Source organism: Micromonospora sp. LOL_013, assembly GCF_048060315.1.
GTDB lineage: Bacteria > Actinomycetota > Actinomycetes > Mycobacteriales > Micromonosporaceae > Micromonospora_E.
Window position 1 is genome coordinate 21731 of record NZ_JBHMIQ010000019.1, and the last position, 20921, is coordinate 42651.

The window sequence follows — 20921 nt, forward strand, 5'->3', positions numbered from 1 at the left end:
CGAAGGGACCGGTCAGGTCTGGGTGGGAAAGCCGAGGTTGACGCCGCCGTGGCGGGGGTCGAGCCAGCGGCTGGTCACCACCTTGCCCCGGGTGAAGAAGTGCACCCCGTCACGGCCGTGGGCGTGGCTGTCGCCGAACAGCGACGCCTTCCAGCCGCCGAACGAGTAGTACGCCATCGGCACCGGGATCGGCACGTTTATGCCGACCATGCCGACCTCGACCTCGTGTTGGAAGCGCCGGGCGGCGCCGCCGTCGTTGGTGAAGATCGCCGTACCGTTGCCGTAGGGGTTGGCGTTGACCAGCTCCAACGCGGCGTCGTACGAGTCGACCCGCAGCACCGACAGCACCGGGCCGAAGATCTCGTCGGTGTAGACCGACATCTGCGGGGTCACCTGGTCCAGCAGGGTCGGGCCGAGCCAGAAGCCGGCGGCGTCGCCGTCGGCCGACACGCCCCGGCCGTCGACGACGACCTTGGCGCCGTCGGCGGCACCGGCGGCCACGTAGCCGGCGACCCGGTCCCGATGTGCGGCGGTGATCAGCGGGCCCATGTCGCAGCCGGGCCGGCGGCCGTCACCGGTGCGGATCCTGCCGAGCCGTTCGACGATCCGGGCGACCAGGTCGTCGCCGACCGGTTCCACCGCCACCAGGGCGGAGATCGCCATGCACCGCTCCCCCGCCGAGCCGAACCCGGCGTTGACCGCCGCGTCGGCGGCCAGGTCGAGGTCGGCGTCGGGCAGCACCACCATGTGGTTCTTCGCCCCGCCGAGAGCCTGGACGCGTTTGCCGGCGGCGGTGCCTCGCTGGTAGACGTGCCGGGCCACCGGGGTGGAGCCGACGAACGACACCGCCCGTACGCCCGGATGGTCCAGCAGTGCGTCGACAGCCTCACGGTCGCCGTGCACCACGTTGCAGACCCCGGGCGGCAGGCCGGCTTCGGTGAACCATTGCGCGAGCAGCACCGCCGCCGACGGGTCCTTCTCGGACGGTTTGATCACGACAGCGTTGCCGCATGCGACGGCGATCGGCACGAACCACAGCGGCACCATCGCCGGAAAGTTGAACGGTGAGATGACCGCGACGACGCCGAGCGGCTGGCGCAGGCTGTACGAGTCGACCTCGGTGGAGACGTTCTCGCTGAAGCTGCCGGTGAGCAGCGCGGGAATCCCACAGGCGTACTCGACGACCTCCAGGCCGCGTTGCACCTCGCCGGCGGCGTCGGCGAGGACCTTGCCGTGTTCGGCGGTGATCGCGGCAGCGAGTTCGTCGCGCCGGGCGTTGATGATCTCCCGGAAGGCGAACAGCACGTTGGCCCGCCGGGACAGCGACACGTCGCGCCAGTCGCGGGCGGCCCGCGCCGCGACCTGCACGACGGCGTCGACCTGCGCGGCGCTGGCGAACCCGACGGTGGCGGCGACCTGCCCGGTCGCCGGGTCGAACACGTCACCGTGGCGACCGTCGCCGCCGGCTGCCAATGTGGTACGGGTGCCGTCGACGAAATGCGGGATCCGGGTCATGCCGCAGCTCCTTCCACAGCGGCCGACACGGAGACGGCGCCGGACACCGACGCGATCGCGTCGACCAGGATCGCCAGGCCTTCGCGGGCCTCGTCGTCGGTGAGCGTCAACGGTGGGCCCATCCGCAGCACGTTGCCGTACAGGCCGCCCTTGCCGACCAGCAGCCCGCCGGCCCGGCAGGCCTCGAACACGGCGGTGGTCGCGGCCGGGTCCGGGTCGTGGGTGCCGGGCCGGACGAACTCGACGGCCAGCATCAGGCCCTTGCCGCGCACCTCACCGACGATCGGGTGCCGAGCCGCCGCCTCGACCAGTCCGGTGCGTAGCAGCTCGCCGGTGCGGGCGGCGTTGGCCTGCAGGTCGTGGTCGCGCAGATAGTCGAGCACGGCGACGCCGGCCGCCGTGCTGACCGGGTTGCCACCGAACGTGGAGAACGAGATCGCCGGTACGCAGTTGAGCACGTCGGCGCGGCCGACGACGCCGGCCAGGGCGAAGCCGTTACCGATGCCCTTGGCGAAGGTCAGCAGGTCCGGCACGACACCGTGCGCCTGGTAGCCCCAGAAATGATCGCCGGTACGCCCCCAGCCGGTCTGCACCTCGTCGGAGATCAGCAGGATGCCGGACTCGTCGAGGACCTTCTTCCACGCGCCGAGCAGCCCGTCGGGGCCGTGCACGAAGCCGCCGACGCCCTGGATCGGCTCGGCGATCAGGCAGGCGACGTCACCGGCGGTCTGGGTGGCGAGGACCTCGCGCAGGTCCTCGACGGCGGCGTCGAGCTGGGCGTCGGGGCCGAGCCGGGCCAGCAGGCCGCGCAGCCGGTCACCGGAGTGCAGCCAGGCCACCTGCAGCGGGTTGAGGGCGCTCGCCGACCAGCTGCGGTGCCCGGTGATGCCCATCGTGGCGTACGACCGGCCGTGGTAGCTGTTGCGGACGGCGAGGATCTGGTGTGAGCGGCGGTAGTTGGTGGCAGCCAGCAGCGCCGCCTCGTTGGCTTCGGTGCCGGAGTTGGTGAAGAAGACCCGGGCGTCGGCGATGCCGGACAGCGCGGCGATCCGTTCGGCCAGCTCCACCTGGTAACGGATCAGGTAGAGGGTGGAGGTGTGCACCACGCCGGTGCCGAGCTGACGCTGTACCGCTTCGCGGATCTCCGGGATGTCGTAGCCGATCATGTTGGTCAGCACGCCGCCGAAGAAGTCCAGGTAGCTACGGCCGTCGGCGGCGGTGACCCGCCGTCCGGAGCCGGCGACGATCTCCAGTGGTTCGGCGTAGTAGAGCGGCATCCAGTCGGGCATCACGGCCCGGTGCCGGGCCAGCAGGTCGTCGGAGGTCATCTGCGGCGCCACCCTTCCCCGGGAGAGTCGGTGCATGCACCTTCCCACCGGGGAACGGGCATCGGCAACTGCCAGCCTGTAGTGGCCGACCCGGCTCGACCTGACAGTCCGTCCCTGGGCTGGTTTGCGGCCTGCGGCTCGCCTCAGTCGTTCGAGGCGCTCGCCCCCGCATCTGCCTCTACTTCCGCCTCCGCGCCGCTGGAGCGTTGCCGCGCCGAGCGCACCCACAACCACACACCGGTCAGGCCACTCGTCACGGCCGCGACGGCGACCACGGCCTCCACCGCCAACGGGAAGTCGCTGAACGGGGACATCCGCTGCATCACCAGCCCGGCGAAGGCGACGGCGAACAACAGACAGGCGATCATCCGGTCACGAATCATGCCGTCCTATATAGCACCGGTGCCCCGTGCCGCCGTTGCCGGCACTGCGGAGTTGCCGGGTGCGGTGTCGCGGACGGCTGCGGTGAAGACCTCGGAGCGGTGTTCGAAGTTGCGGAAGTGCCCGTAGCTGGGGGCTGCCGGGGACAGCAGCACCACGCCACCAGCCGGGGTCAGTTCGCGGGCCAGCCGGACCGCCGCCGGGACGTCGTCGGCGAGGGCGGTGTGTACGCCGGGCAGCCCGGCCAGGGTGTCGACGATCCGGGGGCCGCTGTCCGGCACACCGATCACCGTCAGCTCAAGGTCGGCGACGTGCTCACGCAGCGGTGTGTAGTCGAGTCCCCGGTCGGTGCCGCCGACGATGACGGTCAGCGGACGGCCGACGTACGCGTCGATCGCGTGCATCGCCGAGTACGGGCTGGTGGAGATGCTGTCGTCGACGAAGGTCAACCCGGACGGGTCGGCGATCTCGGCGAGCCGGTGCGGCAGGCCGGCGAAGCCGCTCACGGCCTCGGCGATGGCGTCGCGTTGCGCGACGCAGTCGACGCCGAGCGCGTCGAGTACGGCGAGCGCGACGCAGAGGTTGCCTTCGTTGTGCCGGCCGGCCAGCGGCAGCACCGCCCGGGCGAACAGCGGCTCGCCGGCCCGGTGTAGGTACGGCCGACCGTCCGGCCCGGGTGCCAGGTGGTAGGAATCCGGTAGGCCGACGGTGACGGCGTCACCAAGCCGGGCGGCGGCACCGAGACGCTCGACCAACCTCGGGTCCGTACCGTTGAAAATAACCTTTTCCGGTCCGTACGCGATCAGGTTGAGCTTGTCGGCGTAGTAGCGTTCCTCGCCGCCGTGCGAGTCAAGGTGTTCCGGAAACAGCGACGTCAGCACGGCGATCCGGGGCGAGTCGGTCAGGTCGCTGCACTGGTACGAGGAGAGTTCCAGCACGTACAGGTCGGCTTCGGGCATGGCCAGCAGCGGCACGCCGATGTTGCCGCCGATGGCGTTCGGCCGGCCGAGCGCGGTCAGCAGATGGCTGATCAGGCTGGACGTGGTGGACTTGCCCTTGCTGCCGGTGACGCCGACGGTGCGGGCGGCGTGGTCGGCCATCCACAGCGCGGTGCCGCCGGTGATCGGCACGCCGCGCCCACGCAACTCGACCACCCACGGGTGGGTCTGCGGCACGCCGGGCGAGCGGACCACCACGTCGGCGGCGGCCAGTCGGGCGAAGCCGTCCTCGCCGGTGTGCAGCGGCGCGAGGTCGGCGTCCCAGTCCGGCGGGGCGGCGGTCGCGCTGTCGTCGACGGCGACCAGGGCGGCCGGGGCCTGGGCGGCGATCGCGGTCACCGCGGCCCGTCCCTCGCGGCCGGTTCCCCACACCGCGACGGATCGGCCACGCAGGTCAGCCAGGCGCACCGGTCATCTCCTCCAACGGCCAGCATGTCATCGGGCGCCGGATCATGGGCGCGAACCGGGACTAGTATGTCTGGTCGGTGATCAGTGGAGGAGGCACGGGTGACCCGCGACGAATTGCGACGCTGCACCGCGTTCACCTTTCCTACGCTGGAGTTCGATCCGGTGACCGGGGTGGCCGAGCTGGGCTATGCGCTCACCGGCGGTGACGGCGGTGAGCTGACCTTCGTCGAGCGGATCACCTTCCCGATGCCGCAGGATGCCACCCCGCCGCCGACCGGGCCCGGGTCGACGTTCCGTCGGGTGCTGGAGCTGCTGCACCTGGTCGCCGGGGTCAGCTACTACAAGGCGGCGGCCCCGCCTGCGCTGGTGGCGCCGGCACCGCTGGGGCCCGAGGCGGTCGCGCTGGTCACCGCCGCCTACACCAAGGGCCTGGCCGAGTACGCGTACCGCAACGAGCTGCCGCACGTGCTCGACCTCACCCCGGTGCTGCCGGACGGATCGCCGGCACCGCCGGAGCCGGTGGACACCGCCGACCGGCGGCCGTTGTCGGCGGTCGGCGGCGGCAAGGACTCGATCGTGTCGTTGGAGGCGCTGCGCCGGGCCGGCTTCGACCCGGTGCCGTTCTCGGTCAACCCGAATCCGGTGATCGTGGCGGTCAACGCGGCGTCCGGGCTGACCGCGCTGGCCGCCCGCCGGGCGTTGGACCCACGGTTGTTCAACCTCAACGCGTCCGGGGCGTACAACGGGCACATCCCGGTGACCGCGATCAACTCGCTGATCGCGGTCGGTACGGCGGTGCTGCACGGCCTCGGCCCGGTGGTGATGTCCAACGAACGGTCCGCCTCCGATCCGAACCTGATCTGGAACGGGCACGAGATCAACCATCAGTGGTCCAAGGGTGTCGAGGCCGAAGGGCTGCTACGCGACGCGCTACGCGGCCATGCCGGGCTGACCGAGCCGTACTTTTCGCTGCTGCGGACCCTGTCCGAGCTGCACATCGCCAAGCTGTACGCGGCGTCGACCGGCTACGACCCAGTGGTGACCAGCTGCAATGCCGCGTTCAAGTTGCGTGACCGCAGCGAACGCTGGTGTGGGGCGTGCCCGAAGTGCCGGTTCGTGTTCCTGGCGTTCGCGCCGTTCATGCAGCGGGACCGGCTGGTCGGCATCTTCGGGGTGGATCTGCTGGCCGACCCGGCGCAGTCGGCCGGTTTCCGGAAGTTGCTCGGCGTCGACGGGCACAAGCCGTTCGAGTGTGTCGGTGAGGTCGAGGAGTCACTGGTGGCGTTGCGGATGCTCGCCGAGTCGCCGCAGTGGCGCGACGCGCCGCTGGTGGCCGAGCTGATGGCGGCGGTGCCGGAACAGGCCTGGCCGGCGGTCGGTTCGTCCGACGTACTGCTGCCCGGCGGTCCGCACCACGTGCCGGCGGCGTACGCGAAGGTCCTCACCGCGTTGGGCTGAGACCCGCCACCGCCGGCACACCACACCCCGGGTTCAGGTTTCGGTCGTCCAGTGGCCGGACTGCCGGGAGGGCGCCGGCCGGGCAACCCAGTCTGACCGGTCGGCGTCGTCGCTCCAGTCCGGCACCTCGCCGAAGTAGATGATCATCGCCCAGTAGTGCCGGTCCTCGTGCAGGACGATCTCGTCGTCACCGGAGAAGTCCTGCCCGTGCCACTGCTCGTTGATCCGGGCGACGGCTTCGGCACGCGAGATGCCGAACAGCTCGACCATCTCGGCCGCTGTCGCGTCCAGCAACTCCCGGACCTCGACCGACAGGTCCATCTGATAGACGTCCATGATCATTCTCCTAGGGCTGCAGGGCGTCGGTGAGCACCCGGCCGGCGTTCCTGCCGTAGAAGACGACCTGGTTGCCGGACCAGCGGGGCGGAGCCCCCAACCTCAGGAATCCATCGACGTTCATGAGCATCGGACCCTCGACCACATCGTAGTTGTTGGACAGGTTTCCGCCGGCACCGGTGCGGTAGCGGCGCACGGTGTTGGTCAGGTCCCGGCCGCCGCGCCGGTTGAACGTCTTTGTGAACATGGCGTTGAGTTTCGCGGTCGGCACCCTGAAGTGAAGAACCACCCCGTCCCCGCCGAATCGCTTGCTGGCCCATTTCTGTGCCTGCTGCTGCGAACGGGTGGTGTAGAAACCCTTGCCGAAGTCCATTCTCGACCGGCTGGAGAAGCTCGGGTCCACGCCGTTGTTCCGGATGTTGTCCGCCGCCTGCCGGCTGGTGCCGTGGTACAGGTCCGTGTAGCCGTCGCAGTTGTGCACCAGCACCGGCCGGTCGGCTGCCACCACATAGTAGGTGTGGTCGCCGTCGACGGTGAGGTCGTTCATCCATTTCAGGCCGGTCCAGACCCGGACCGCCGCGACCTGCTGGGTGGTTTCGCCGTCCGGGCTGCGCAGCCGATCACCGGGTCGCAGGTCTTCGGCGTCGGTCCACCGCCCGGTGGTGGCGTTCCAGAACGGGTGGTGCGCGGTCGTCTCGACGACCGTGCTCTCACCGGTGACGGTGTCGGTGACCGTGACGTCGGTCAACTCCCGGTCGGCGTGGTGGTGCAGCAGCCGCACCGGCCGAGTGGAGCTTTGCCCCGTCTGCGGGTCGGTGGCCAGCACCTCGTCGCCGAGTTCGACCTCGCCGATCGGCTTGGTGGTGCCGTCGGCCATCCGTACCCGGGTGCCGGGGGCGAAACTGTGCCGCACGCAGCTGGCAGCCCCGTCGGCCCGGCTCCCGCCGGCGCGGACGGCGTCGTCGGCACGTTCGGCGGCTTCCCGGGTGGACCGGCTGGAGCCGCGCGACACCGCCCGGGACGCGTCGTCGGCCTTGCTGCTGACCGCCCGGCTGAACGACCGGGCCCCGGCGGCGGCCTTCGCACCGACACGGGCGCCGGCCTTGCCGACGCTCGTGCCGGCGACCTTCTTCACGCCGGTGGAGGCGGCCTTGCTCAACGCCTTGCCGGCGACCGGGCCCATCATCGGCAGGGCGGCACCGAGACCACCGGCCAGGCCGCCGATCACCGCGTCCTGCAGCAGATCCATGCCGGTCTTGCCCTGCATCCCACCGGTGACCAGGGCACCGGTGATGCCACCGACCATGCCGCAGGCGACCATGCCGACCCCGGTCCAGCCGATCGCGACCAGGCAGCTGGCCTCGACGACCATGCCGACGATCGCGCCGACGATCTCGGCCTTGTGTTCGACGATCCAGTCCCGGGCTGTACGGGCCCACTGGCCCACCTGTTCGGCGGCTACTTTCAGCGCCTCACCGGCCTTGATCAGATCCTGATAGCTCTGCTCCACCGTCTGCCTGATGGCGTTGGCCGCCTCGACGAGCTCTTCCTGCGTCCACGTGGTGGCCGCCGCCAGGCCGTCGCCGACCCAGTCGAGAAAGTCGGTAAAGTCGTCCCACGCGTCGCCGGCCCAGTCGACGGCGTCGTCCCACCTGTCGCCGGCCCAGTCGGTGAAGTCGTCCCACGACCTCGCAAACCGTTCTCCGAAGTGGCCGGTGGGGTCGACCACGGTCAACGGGTTGCCGTCGCCGTACTGGTACCGGTTCGCCCGGATCGGGTCCGGTACCGCACTGACAGTCAGGCTGTCGCGGGCACCGAACTGTGCGGTCGCCGGGTCGTACCAGCGGGCATGCATGTTGACCTGCCCACTACGCACGTCGGTCCACTCCGACTGGTAACCGAGGTCACCGAGCATGCCGCTGTCCGCGGTCACCTCGCCCAACGGCGAATAGGTGCGGCTGCCGGTCACCGTCGCCCCGGCCGGGTTCAACTGGGCGACCACGTCACCGTGCAGATCCGTCCACACCAACCGGCGCGTGTTGTTGTGCCGCGCCCCGACCACCCCACCGCCCGGATCCCGGGTGAAGAACGCGTTGGAACTGTCCCGGGCGAGGTGGTTACCGAGACCGGTGTACTCCCAACCGTCCCGGAACGCCCGACCCAAGCCGTCGTAGTCGAACACCCGGGCGTTGCCACCGGCCGGGGTGTGCTCCACCACCTGGTCGAACGCGTCCGACACCGTCCTCGCCGCACCGGCCGCGCTGCGGGTGCCCCGCGCCGTGTACTGGTAGCCGACACCGGTACTGTCCGAAACGAGGCGGTTACGGGCGTCGTAGACGTAGTCGATGTCGCCGACCCCGGTCCGGTTCCCCGCCTTGTCGTAGCGGTAACCGACCGTCGTGTTCCCGTCGTCCCACGACGTCAACCGGTCAGCCAGATCGTAGGTGTACGTGTTGACCGTCGTGGACGAGCCACGGGTCACGGTCTTACTGGTCTCGTTACCATTCGCGTCCCAGCCGTAGCTGATCGACGCGATCTTCGACCCATCCGACGACACCAGCCGGTCGCTGGTCAACCGATGCAGATCGTCGTAGGCGAACACCCGCCGGTTCCCCGACGTGCCGAACGTCATCGACGACACCGCCGACATCACGTCGTAGCTGTAGCCGATCGCCGTGCCCATGTCCGTGTTGTCCACCGACGCCAACCGGCCCGCACCGTCATACTCGTACTGCGTCAACCCGGCCGCGTCGTCCCGCCAGGCCATCAACCCGTCCGCCGTGTACCTGAACGACGCGTTCCCCGACGGACCGGTCACCGACAACGGCAGGCCGCGGTCGTCGTACACGACCTGATTGCTGCCACCCGGCGCCGAGAACTCCACGAGCCGGCCCGCCGCGTCGTAGCCGTACGTCCGGTCCTGCGTCGCGGCCTCCGCCCCGGAACCGGACTGACGCACCAGCCGACCGGCGTCGTCGTAGACCAGGGTCCGCGCCACCCCACCGGGCACCCGCTGCGACACCGGCTGCCCGGCCGCATCGTAAACCGTGGTGAACGTCCGGTCCGCCGCGTCCGGGTACGCCGCCGTGGCCGGCTCGATCCGCGACTGCGGCAACCCCCACACGGTGTACGTGGTCCGGAACGCCCGCCCCTCCCCGTCGGTGAACCGGGTCGGATTCCCCGCCAGGTCATACCCGAACGACGACTCGATCGTTGTCGTCGCATCCACCGGCTCGGACTGCGTCCGCAACAACCCCGTCGCGTCGTAGCCGAACCGCGTCACCGTGCCGCGTGCGTCCGTCGCCGACACCACATTGCCCGCCGCGTCATACGACCAGGCCGCCGTCGCCAACGCCGCCCCACCGGCCGCCCGGTACGCCGCCGACGACACCGGCCGCGACAACATGTCATAACCCGTCGTCGTGTACGTACCGTCCGGATTGATTTCCTTAACCGGCCGACCCAGGCCGTCGTGGACGACACCGCGGGTCTGCCCCGCGCCGTCGACCACAACTGTCAGCTCACCGGCCGCGTTGTAGCCGTACCCGGTGGTCACCCCCGCCGGCGACCGCACCGACGACAACCGCCCGGCGACGTCGTAGCCCATCGTCGTGGTGTGCACCTGACCGGTCTGCCGCACCGCCTCACTCACACTCGTGACCCGACCCAGGAAGTCGTAGCCACTACCGGCCACCGCACCCGTCGGATCCGTCGTCGCCAGCAGGTTGCCCGCCAGGTCGTAGCGCGCCGTCGTCGTGCCGTCGTCCGGCGCCACCTGGGTCACCAACCGACCCAACTGGTCGTAGTCGAACTCCGTGACCCGGCCCAACGGATCGGTCTGCGACACCACCTGACCGAGGCTGTCGTACACCGCCGACGCCACCGGCGTCACCGACGACGACTCACCCGGCGGCGTGTACGCCGGCAACCGGACCTCCACCGGCCGACCCACCCGGTCCACCCCGTACGTCGTCACCGCCCCGTTCGGATCCGACTCCGCAACCACCTCACCGAACGTGTTGTAACCAACCCGCTCCACCGGCCGGGCCGTCACCACCGGACCATCCAACTCACCGGTTTCCGACTGCACCGCCGGACCCGTCGTCACCACCGGACGATCCGCCTCGTCGTACTCCACGAACGTGGCGTGACCCAACGGATCAATCACCGACGTCGCCAGACCAGCGTTGTCGACCACGTAACTGGTCCGCGACACCCCCGCGTCCGCCGGAGGCACCGCACCCGCCATCACCCCGGCGGCCCAGTCATCGTCGCCCGGCACCCCCTGATACACCTGCAGATCAGAGATCGCCCCCTCGAGGCCCGAGCCGATCCGCACCCCGCCGGCCGCCACGCTGTGGAAGCTGCTGCCGGTGAAGTCGTCGACTTTCTCGCCGTCGAGGAACACGATCCACCGGCCAGCCTGCGGGTCCACGCCCACCGCCAGGTGCTGCCACTCGCCCGCCTGCATCGAGCCCTGCCCGAAGGTGCGACGGCGGTGTAGTACGCCGCCGCCTTTGAACACGAGTTGCTCGGTCGCCAGCGCCCGCCACGCGTCGACGGTGTGGTCGTAGTGGAGTGCGAACGCGGGTGCGCCCCGCTCGGCCACGTTCGTCCGGGCGAGGCCCGGCATCGCCAGTACCGAGGCGGAGTATCGCAGATCGTCCAATCGCACCCAGGCAGCGACCGTGTACGGCCGGGTGGTGTCCACCACCGGCGCATCGGTGACGATTTGCGACGACGATCCATTGAACGACGCGACCCGACCCCGCTCGGGATCCGACGCCCAGACCACGTCCGTGGCCGTACCCGGACTGTTCCCCGCCGAGTCGACCGCCGTCGTCCCACCCGTCTCGGCCAACCGCCACCGCGCCACCGGCGTCACCGACCGGTCCGCCGACAGGTAGCCCGTCTGCGACACCGGCCGGCCCAACACGTCGTAGGCGTAGTCGACGACCGACAACGCCTCCCCTGCAGCGTCCCGATCCACCCGCGACAACACCTCGTCGGTCCGGGACAGCGTCACCTCGGTCACCCGATCCAGGCCGCCCGGATCCAGCACGCTGCGCACCTGCCGGCCCGCCGCGTCGTAGGCGTACGCCGTCACCGTCGCACCGTTGTCAGTGACCTGCTCGACCAGGTTCCCCGCCTCGTCGTAGCCGTTGCTCTCCAGCAGGAACGACGAGCTGTCACCGTCTGAGCGGGTCACCGTCGCGGTCCGCCCGTCATCGGTATACGTGTACCGCGTCACATAGCCCATCGCGTCCGTGGTCGACGCCAACCGACCCGCCGGGTCGTACACATTCGACTCCACCACCAGATCCACCGGATCCGTCGGATCATTCGGATTCCCGGTGAATCCCTTCACCGTCCGCGACAGCAGATTGCCGTTGACGTCCACCTCGTAGGCGTTCACCACCCCATCCGGATCGGTCTGCTCCGCCAGGTGCCCGTACACGTCATAGCCGTAGCTGGTCACCGCCCCCTCGGCGGCCACCGACGCCGACCGACGCCCACCCTCGTCGTACGACCAGGTACTGACCCGGGCCACATCCCCACCGGACGCGTCACTGACCCGCTCCTCCGCCAGGAACCCGTCCACGCTGTACGAGTAACGCGTCACCGCCCGATGCACCGCACCGGTCACCCGGTCCGTCACCGCCGGACCCGTCCGCGTCACCACCCGACCCACCGAGTCGTACGTGTACGACGTCGTCCGCCCCTGCGGATACGACGACGTCACCACCGTCTCCGTCAACGTCCGACCCAACCCGTCGTACGTGAACGTCGTCTCCGCAGTCGCCGCGTCCGACACCCACGCCACGTCACCCGCCGAGGTGTACCTGATCGTCTGCCATCCCTTCGACGCATCCAGCACATGCCACGGCAGACCGGCCGGGGCGGACCCACCGTCGACCGCGGGCACCTCCGTACCGTCGGTGTATTCGATCTCCGTCTTCCGGCCGAGCGGGTCCCGCACGGTGTGCAGGTTGCCGGAGTTGTCGTAGCCGTAGGTCGTCAGGTAGGTGTCGTCCTGCGCACTCTGCGAGCCCGGCCCCCGCACGTGGGTCAGGCGGTCGCTCCTCGGGTGCGTCGGGTCGCTGCTGTAGAAGGTGTAGGTGTAGTAGCTGCTGGAGCACTTGTCGGCGGCCTGGTCCTGGCAGGTCACCTCCTGGACCGTGTTGCCCCGCTCGTCCTGCACCGACCGGGTCACGTTTCCGTTCGGGTCGTACACCAGACTCGTGAACCCACCCGTGTCATAGCCGTACAACGTCGTCTGACCCAACGCGTCGGTCTGCGACACCTTCCGCCCCGACACCAGATCGTAGGAGTACGACACCTCGTTACCGCCCGGGTCGGTCACCGACACGATCTTCACCGGATTCGACACCGTCGTCGTCTGCGCGTGCTCCGCTGCCGCGTCGACATGCACCGCACCCGGCGGCAACACCTCGTCCGGCAACCCACCCGCCGCCGTCTCCGACAACCGGACTGCGGCAGCCCCGTCGCCCGCCGCCGTCACCACCAACGGCACGGTCCGACCCACCGACTGGTAGTGCAACGCCACCTCGTCCGCGCTCAACGCCCGGTCATAGAGCGCGACCTCCGCCAACGCACCCGCGTAGTACGCCGTCGAGTCCGAGGGCAGCCCCGACCAACCGTTCCCCGTGTACCCCGCACCCAGATATCCGTGACTGAGCCTTTCGACCCCGCCAGCCAGGGAGCCGGTGCTGGACTGCACCCGTACGCCGTCGAGGTACAACGCCTGGACGGTGTCGTTGCCGGCGGCGGTCTTGGTGAGCACCGCGTGGTGCCACTTGCCGTCGTTGACCGGCGCCGCCGAGACCAACGCCAACGCCCACCACTGATTGGCCTGGTCGTTGCAGTTACGGATCGCCAACTGGGTGCCGTCCGTGGTCGACGAGCCCGGCACCTCCAGACACCGGCCCGCCCCCGAGTTGCGCCAACCGTTCCCGGACGTTCCCCACTTCTGGTTCGCGCTGCTCGAACAGGTCTGCGCCTGGACCAGGGTGCCGTTGCCGGTCGCCTGACCTGCCAGGCCCAGACACCTGTCACCCCGACGCAACTGCCGGCTGCTGCCGACGTAACGCCAGCTCTGCGCCGTCGCACCGTCGCAGGTGGCCAGTTGCACCTTCGTGCCGTCGGCCGCCAACTCGGCGCACTTGCCGGCGAGCCCCGACGTCAACGGCCCGGTCGGATCCACCGACGCGGACAGCCCCCGCAGCCGGCCATCGGAGTCGATCCACAACACCGGCGATCCCACCGACGGCGTCCCGTCCACCGCCGCGTCCTGCACCCCCGCCAGCACATCGCCGGTACCGGTGGTCCTGAACCAGAGCTCCTGGGACCGCGTCCCGGCCGGTGCCAATCGCTCCCCCGGCACCGACACCAGCGACGCTGACCCGTCGAACGACACCGCCGTGCCGTCGGCGAACGGACCCGCCGCTCCCAACGTCACCGAATTGAACGTCGCGGCCGTCTGCCAGGTCTCGTTGACCGCCTGAACCCCGGCCGCATCCCGCAACCGCCAGTAGTCCGTCGGCGCCGACCCCAGCACCGCCGCCGCGTACACCCCGCTCGTTCCCGCCACCCTCGGCGTCCCCAACGCCCAAGTCCCACCGTTGCTGTCGGTCACCGACGCCAGCTTCCCAGTCACCGAGTCCATCGACAACGACGTCAGCGTCCGCTCCTCGGCGCTGGTCACCTTCGACAACTGCCGACTCTGACCCCGCGCCGTCGCGTTGATCTCAGTGACCTCGGCCGAGGTCAACGTCCGGTTGAAGAACGCCACATCGGCGATCTGCCCTTGGAAGAAGTTCGCATGCCCGTGGTAGTTCGGCGAACCATGATGCGGCTGGTCCGGCCAGTTCCCGCCGACGAACCCCGCACCCACGTACACATGCTCCGACCCGCCCACGTCGAACATCTCGATCAGGCCGTCGCGACGGACCGCTTGCTGGATGCCGTCCACATACAGCGACTGGCTCGTGCCGGCCCCGGCCAGCACGACGTGATGCCACTGCCCGTCGTCCACCCGACCGGACGACTGCATCGTCGTCGAGTTGCCGTCATAGAACTTCGCGTGCAAGTTCCCACTCGACCCGAGATAGATCGACGGAGTGTAGTTGCGCGACGTCGTCCCGTCCGAGATCGGATCATGCTGGTACGAGAACAACACCCCCGCCCGGGACACCGTCCCCGTCCGGAACCACAGACTGACCGACTGGTACGCGCTGTCGTTGACCAGCCCGCTCGGCAACCGCACCCGCGACGACGTGCCGTTGAACGACGTCGACGTCGACGTCGACCCCGGCCACACCCCCGGCACCCCACCCGCCGACGTACCCTCGTAGAACGCTACATCGGTGCCGCCGTTGTCCAGCGTGCTGCTGGCCGCCAGGGTCGCTCCGGAAGGTTCGTTCAACCGCCAGAACGACGACGGCGCGTGGTTCAGCACCGCGTTCGCCCCCTGGTTGGCGCTGTTACCCCAGGAGTACGTGGTGCACGACGCCGTCGGCGGACACACCTTCGTCAACCGGTCATGGTTGCCGTACGTGTACGTCCACACGTAGCCACTGCCACCGGCGGTCGGCGCGTCCGTCGTCACCTTCGTCACATGCGACCCGGCCGACGGACTCGCCGTCCCCGCCCACGTCAGCGTCAGCGACCGCCCCGACGCGCTAATCAACTCCGACACCAGCCCACTGCCGTTGTACGTCAACGTCAAGGTCTGGTCGTTGGCGTCCGTCACCGACGTGACCTTGAACGCGCCACCCCCGGCCGCGCGGGAGAACACGTACGTCGTCCCGTGTTTGACGGTCAACCGGTACCCGGTTACCGACGAACCGGACTTCACCGCGGTCAACACCTCGTACCGACCCGGCGGCGGCACGAACGACCCGTTCAACGTCGGCCCGAACACCGCCTCCGACCCGTCCGGATACCGCACCACCGCACCCAGCACCGCACCCGCCGAGTTGGTCCGCTCGGTCACCCGCGCGTCCAACAGACTCGACCAGCCCTGCCCGAACGCCCCCGACCGCCGGGTGTCCAACGTGTTGTACGACCGGGTGATCTCCAACGCCGGCCCCACCCCCGCCACCTGCGCGTCCGTCACCGCCGACGTGTAGTTGCCGATCTCCGGGTGGTAACCCACCCCCGGGTTCTGCACCAACCGGGATCCCAACGCCGGCTGCGGCACCCGCGTGTAGAACACGTACTTCGGATACCGGGCGCCGTAGACAGCCCCGTCATACGGCTGCACCGCCCACGAGTACTGCTTGTTCGTCTCCAACAACCCGACCGGGACGTCGTAGTACGACTTGGTGCCCTCGTTGACGTGGATGAGGGTCCCGGTGCTGTCGTAGATCCAGACCTTGTAGCGCACAGTGCCGGACTCGTCGAAATCGCGGCCCCGCACGTACAACCGGGGCGTCAACGTCGACACCACCGCACCGTGGGTCGGTGCCCGCTGGTCCACCTGCGGCGGCAGGTTGTTCGACAAGGTCAGCTGCAACCGCGGCGCGTAGTCACCGCCGGCATAGTTGGCCGAAGCGAACAACGCCGCTGCCGCCTCAGACCGGTGTTCCTCGTCCAACAACGCCAGACCGAGATTGGGCTGACCGAGCGCCCAGCCCGAAATCAGGTCCCGGACGTCGATCTCGACCCACTGGCCGACGGACGGATTCGGGTTCGGGTTCTCACATGCCCGCCCGTTGTCGGTGTAGTACCGGTAGTGACCCGGCCCCAGGTCGATCTTCGGCCCCGGGTGGGCGGCGGTGCGCAGATCTCCGACGCTCCATTCCTCCTCGACCAGCCCGACCTTGATCCGTTGGACGTCACACCTCGCCCGGTAGTTCAGGTACAGCCGCAGGTTCGCCGAGGAGATGAACCAGCCCGACCTCGCAAGCTCCGATGGGACGGTGAACTTGAGAAACGTCCGGGACAGGACGCCGTCCTGGTTGCCGATCGCGAGACGGTCACCGTTCTGCACGGCCGGGCCGGTATCCGGATCGGTGTCAACGAACACGTCCCCGATCGTCGAGATCAGCGCGCCCACGTCCGCCCGCACCGGGAACACCCGCGCCGGATCCGTCAACCACTCCCGGTCAGCCACCAGCTTCAGCGCCCGACCGCCTTCGACCTCCACCAGCTCCATCGACACCGCCGGCGACCGCGCCGGCAGCCCCGTCTGCGGATCAACCGACGAATCCCGCATGACAGCTGGCGGGATCGACGCCACCACCGACCCGGCGTCGGCGACCACTTCGACCGACCCATCGTCACCGGAACGGACCGACACCCCGTCCAGCATCAGCGGAAACACCCACTCCGACCCGGCCTGCGGCGAGGCCAGCACCAGCCCCTGCTGCACCCCGTCCGGCCGCGCCACCACCTCCAGGTCGGTGTCCGCGACCACCTCCGGGTACGTGGCCGTCTTGCCGTCGACCGCCGGAGCCACCGCCGCCGCACCAGCCAGACCCCAGCCCACTGACCCATCACCGGGCAGCGACAACTCCACCAACGCCCCACCGGCAGACGTACCGGCCAGCGACACCCCCAGCGAGTTCTCCCTCACCACCCACCGGCCGCCCCGACGCACCAACGTCGAATCCACCGGCCGCCACGAACCATCCGCCGCCTCGTAGTTGACCTGCCCGGTGCTCAACTCCGCCGTCGTCGAACCATCCGCGTTGGCGTACACGTCGGCATTCGGCCCCGACGCCACCGCGTCCCGCACACTCGACTCCGGATCGAACCGGCCCACCGTCACCGGCGTCACCGACTCGCCCACCACCGGCTCCCCGGCATACCCCGACAGACCGTTCACCAACCGCTGCGCCGAACCCGCCCCACCCGACGCCCGCGTCGCCGCCGACCCCACATACCCACCCGAACCGGCACCGTCACCGACCCGCGCCGCCGGCAGCTCCACAGCCGGCCCGCCCCACGGCAACCACCCCGACCGGCCCGTGAACCACGACGACAACCACCCCACCGGGAACCCACCGTCCGCCGGCACCGCACCCGGCGGCACCGACGACGACAACCCCACCAGCGCCGCGACCACCACCGCGACCCCACCAGCCCACCGCCGCCACCGGACGAACGTCCCCGCTGTCCTCAAGCGACGCCGACGGTGAACAGCACGACTCGTAGACATCAGCGGCCACCTCATTCCACACCGGAGCGTTGTCCCCGCGGACCAGGTCACATCATCCATGGGCGAAAATCGCCGTGACTTGGCGGAAATTTGAGGAACCGCTGAGGAACTGGTAGGGGATTTCAGCAGCAGGCCCTGTGGCGAAGACGCCGCAGGGCCTGCTGCTACCGGTGACCGTGCCGGACGTGGTCAGACACAGGCCTGGTCAGGCGGAAACGAAGTCCAGCACGTGGTGGACGAAAAGACGCGGGCCACACCAGGGCCTGCAGGATGCCCAGCACGACCACTCAGAAGCCGTCCGCCTGCTGAATGTAGTAGACCAGCGCGCCGATCAGGCCGAGTCCGTACACGGCGGCACCGTGGCCGCCACCACCCCGGTTGTCCCGGCGGGGCCTGCGCTCCTTCTTGTCCATCTCATCACTCCTCGTCAGACGTGGCCGTCGCGACGTACATCCGAGCGTCGATCATCCGGTGATGAACTGGCTACCGATACCAGCGTGCTCCCGGCCGGGCTGACGCGACAGGCCGACGGGCCCGGATCCGAGGGTCCGGCGTCCCGGCCACCATTTTACTTTCCAGGAGGGACCTGACACATGCTCAAGTTCATCCGACACGCCATCGTCGCGACGGTGTTGGTGGTGTCCACCAACCTGGCCTTCACCGGTCCGGCGTAGGCCGAACTCCCCGCCCCACCGGTCGGCTCGCTGATCGATGTCCGGTTCTTCACGAACGCAGGCCACACCACCGAGGTCGGTAGGTGGCTCTACGGTTCGTGCGACGGCCAGTACCTGGACGAGCAGTGGAGTTCCCGGACCTCCTACTACGGCTGGCGAAGCGTGCCCTGCTGGTGACCAGTGGGCGCTGACCGGGGTTGCCGGCGCAGTCGGCGTGCCCGGCCGGCACCAGGGTGACCACGGTGGCGGACCGGTCCGGCACGGTCAGAGCACCTCCTGCGGCAGGCGCTTGGGCCGCTCGGCGTCGACGGCGGGCGATCCGGTGACCGTGTCGACGGCGTCGGCGACCTCGGGGTGCAGTTGCCCGGCGTCGCGCATCACCGACCAGAGCCCGGCCCGGGTGAGCAGGTCGCGTACCGGCCCCCGGACCGTCGCCAGATGCAGGGCTGTCTCACGGCCGGCGAGCCGCTGCCGGGTCTGCGCCAGGGCGTGCGCGCCGTCAGTGTCGGCGTCGCTGATCGCGCTGGCGTCGAGTACCACGGCCCGCAGCTCGGGGCGGCTCTGCGTCAACGTCAGCAACTGGTCGGCCAGGTACTGGGCGTTGGCGAAGTACAGCGGGCCGTCGAAGCGCAGCACCGCGACCCGTGGGTCGGTGACCAGGCCCTGGTAGCGGGCGAGGTTGCGGAAGGTCGCGGTGCCGGGCACCCGGCCGAGTTCGGCGGTGTGCGGTCGGGCCGAGCGGCGCAGGAACACGGCGAGGCTGAACGCGACGCCGACGGCCAGCCCCGGCTCCACCCCGGCGACCAGGGTGACCAGGAAGGTCAACCCGAGGGTCAGCCCATCGGTACGCCGTACCCGCCAGGCCGACCGGGCTTCCCGCCAGTCGACCAGGCCGAGGACGGCGACGACGACGATCGCCGCGAGGACGGCTTTGGGCAGGTGGTGAAAGGCCGGGGTGAGCAGCAACGCGGTGGCCGCCACCACGGCGGCGGTGACCAGGGAGGCGACCGGAGTCCGGGCGCCGGCAGAGAAGTTGACCGCGCTGCGGGAGAATCCGCCGGCGACCGGAAAGGCGTGGAACGCCCCGGCGGCGAGGTTGGCCGCGCCGACGGCGACGAGTTCGGCGTTCGGTTCGACCTGCTGGCGTGAGCGGGCGGCGAGCGACTTCGCCACCGCGATGCCTTCCATGTAGGCGACCAGGGCGATCGCGACCGCCGCTGGCAGCAGCGCCCGCAGGTCGGCCAGGGCGATCGACGGCAGATCCGGGGTTGGTAGCCCGCTGGGCACCTCGGCGAGGATCGGCACACCGCGGGCGCCGAAGGCCAGGGCCGCGCTGGCGATGGTCACTGCGGCGACGACGAGCAGCGCGCCGGGCAGTTTCGGCAGGTAGCGGCGGAGCAGCAGCAGGCCGGCGATGCTGGCCGCGCCGACCGCGACGGTCAGCGGGTGCACCGTCGGAGCGGCCTGCCAGAGGCTGCCGACGATGCCGGGAAGGTTCTCGGCCCGGTCGGCGCGCAGCCCGAGCAGGTCCTTGACCTGGCTGACGGCGATGACGATGGCCGCCGCCGAGGTGAAACCGGACAGCACCGAGTGAGACAGGAAGTTGACCAGAGCGCCGAGGCGCAGCACCCCCATCAGGACCTGAATGGCACCGACCAGCAGGGCAAGCAGGCCGGCAAGGGCGGCGTACCGGCCGGGGTCGCCGTCGGCGAGGGGGGCGAGCGCGGTGGCGGTCATCAGCGCGGTGATCGCCACCGGGCCGACGGCGAGCGAGCCTGAGGTGCCGAGCAGGGCGTAGACCAGGACCGGGACGACGGCGGCGTACAGGCCGGTGACCGGTGGCATGCCGGCGAGGGCGGCGTACGCCATGCTCTGCGGCACCAGCATCACCGCGACGGTGAGCCCGGCGATCAGATCGTGCCGCAGCACGTGCCGGTCGTAGCCGCGCCGCCAACCGAGAATGGGCAGGACCCGCGCCGGGCCGGTGCGCTGCTGGCGGGGGTACGCGGTGGTGGTCATTTCGCTGCGCCGGCCCGGCTGATCCGGGTGAGCGAGGCGTCGATGTCACACCCGGCGCCCTGGTTGTACGGCAGGCGGGCCAGCAGCATGCCCATGGCGCAGGTGTTGCTCAGCGCCGCGACGGTCAGCCCGGCGCCGATGAGTCCGGCGACGTACCGGGCCGGCGGGTACCAGATGCTGGCCAGCACCGAGACCAGCACGATCGCGCCGGCGACCAGCCGCACCTGACGTTCCAGGCTCCAGCGTTGCCGGCCCCGGTTGACCGGGGCGCCGGCGGAGATCCAGGCGTTCATTCCGCCGTCGAGGACGGTCGCGCCGTCCAGGCCGGCGCCGGCGAGTTTCGCGCAGGCCTGGTTGGCCCGGTTGCCGGACTGGCAGATCAGCAGGATGCGGCCGCCGGCGTCGGCGACGATCCGGTTCAGGTGCGCGTCGACCTGGTCCAGTGGCAGGTTGATCGCCCCGTCGATGTGGGCGGTCTCGAATTCGGCCGGGGTGCGCACGTCGACGACCAGGGTGTCGGGGTTGTCGGCCAGCAGGGCGCGGGCGGCGGGCACCTGCATGTTCGGGTTGGTGGTGGGGAACATGTCATTCCTCCGTGCGCTGGTGTTCGTTCGGGCTC

10 protein-coding genes are annotated in these 20921 nt (G+C 70.0%); 1 reads left to right on the forward strand and 9 read right to left on the reverse strand.

Annotated elements, in window-relative coordinates; all coding sequences use genetic code 11:
• Positions 1-12: 12 nt before the first annotated feature.
• The 4 genes from ACFHWS_RS14405 to murD all read right to left on the reverse strand — a co-directional run bounded on the left by ACFHWS_RS14405 (position 13) and on the right by murD (position 4630).
• Positions 13-1515, reverse strand: coding sequence for a CoA-acylating methylmalonate-semialdehyde dehydrogenase (locus tag ACFHWS_RS14405; RefSeq protein WP_416554969.1), 1503 nt, complete (start codon positions 1513-1515; stop codon positions 13-15).
• Positions 1512-2843: an aspartate aminotransferase family protein gene (locus ACFHWS_RS14410; RefSeq protein WP_416554967.1), complete on the reverse strand. Its 1332-nt coding sequence runs from the start codon at positions 2841-2843 to the stop codon at positions 1512-1514. Before ACFHWS_RS14410 ends, ACFHWS_RS14405 begins: the two co-directional genes overlap by 4 nt.
• A gap of 143 nt (positions 2844-2986) precedes the next feature.
• Positions 2987-3226, reverse strand: coding sequence for a hypothetical protein (locus ACFHWS_RS14415; protein ID WP_416554965.1), 240 nt, complete (start codon positions 3224-3226; stop codon positions 2987-2989).
• A gap of 6 nt (positions 3227-3232) precedes the next feature.
• Positions 3233-4630 (reverse strand): UDP-N-acetylmuramoyl-L-alanine--D-glutamate ligase, encoded by a 1398-nt coding sequence (gene murD, locus ACFHWS_RS14420; RefSeq protein ID WP_416554963.1) that lies wholly within the window; start codon positions 4628-4630, stop codon positions 3233-3235.
• A gap of 99 nt (positions 4631-4729) precedes the next feature.
• Between murD and ACFHWS_RS14425 the strand changes: the two genes are divergently transcribed.
• Entirely contained in the window at positions 4730-6088 is a 1359-nt protein-coding gene (locus ACFHWS_RS14425; protein ID WP_416554961.1) for a hypothetical protein, read from the forward strand.
• A 33-nt stretch (positions 6089-6121) separates the two neighbouring features.
• On the opposite strand, the gene ACFHWS_RS14430 is transcribed toward ACFHWS_RS14425, so the two are convergent.
• From ACFHWS_RS14430 to ACFHWS_RS14450, 5 genes are all read right to left on the reverse strand, one after another.
• The gene (locus tag ACFHWS_RS14430; RefSeq protein WP_416554960.1) at positions 6122-6424 is read right to left on the reverse strand and encodes a hypothetical protein; all 303 of its coding nucleotides are present in this window, start codon (positions 6422-6424) and stop codon (positions 6122-6124) included.
• A 10-nt stretch (positions 6425-6434) separates the two neighbouring features.
• Complete coding sequence (locus ACFHWS_RS14435; protein WP_416568345.1) at positions 6435-17573, reverse strand: LamG-like jellyroll fold domain-containing protein; 11139 nt, start codon at positions 17571-17573, stop codon at positions 6435-6437.
• Between the two features lie 323 nt (positions 17574-17896).
• Positions 17897-18022: a hypothetical protein gene (locus ACFHWS_RS14440; protein ID WP_416568346.1), complete on the reverse strand. Its 126-nt coding sequence runs from the start codon at positions 18020-18022 to the stop codon at positions 17897-17899.
• A gap of 525 nt (positions 18023-18547) precedes the next feature.
• Positions 18548-20302, reverse strand: coding sequence for a SulP family inorganic anion transporter (locus ACFHWS_RS14445; protein ID WP_416568347.1), 1755 nt, complete (start codon positions 20300-20302; stop codon positions 18548-18550).
• On the reverse strand, positions 20299-20886 hold the full coding sequence (locus ACFHWS_RS14450; protein ID WP_416568348.1) for a rhodanese-like domain-containing protein: 588 nt from the start codon (positions 20884-20886) through the stop codon (positions 20299-20301). Before ACFHWS_RS14450 ends, ACFHWS_RS14445 begins: the two co-directional genes overlap by 4 nt.
• Positions 20887-20921: the final 35 nt, after the last annotated feature.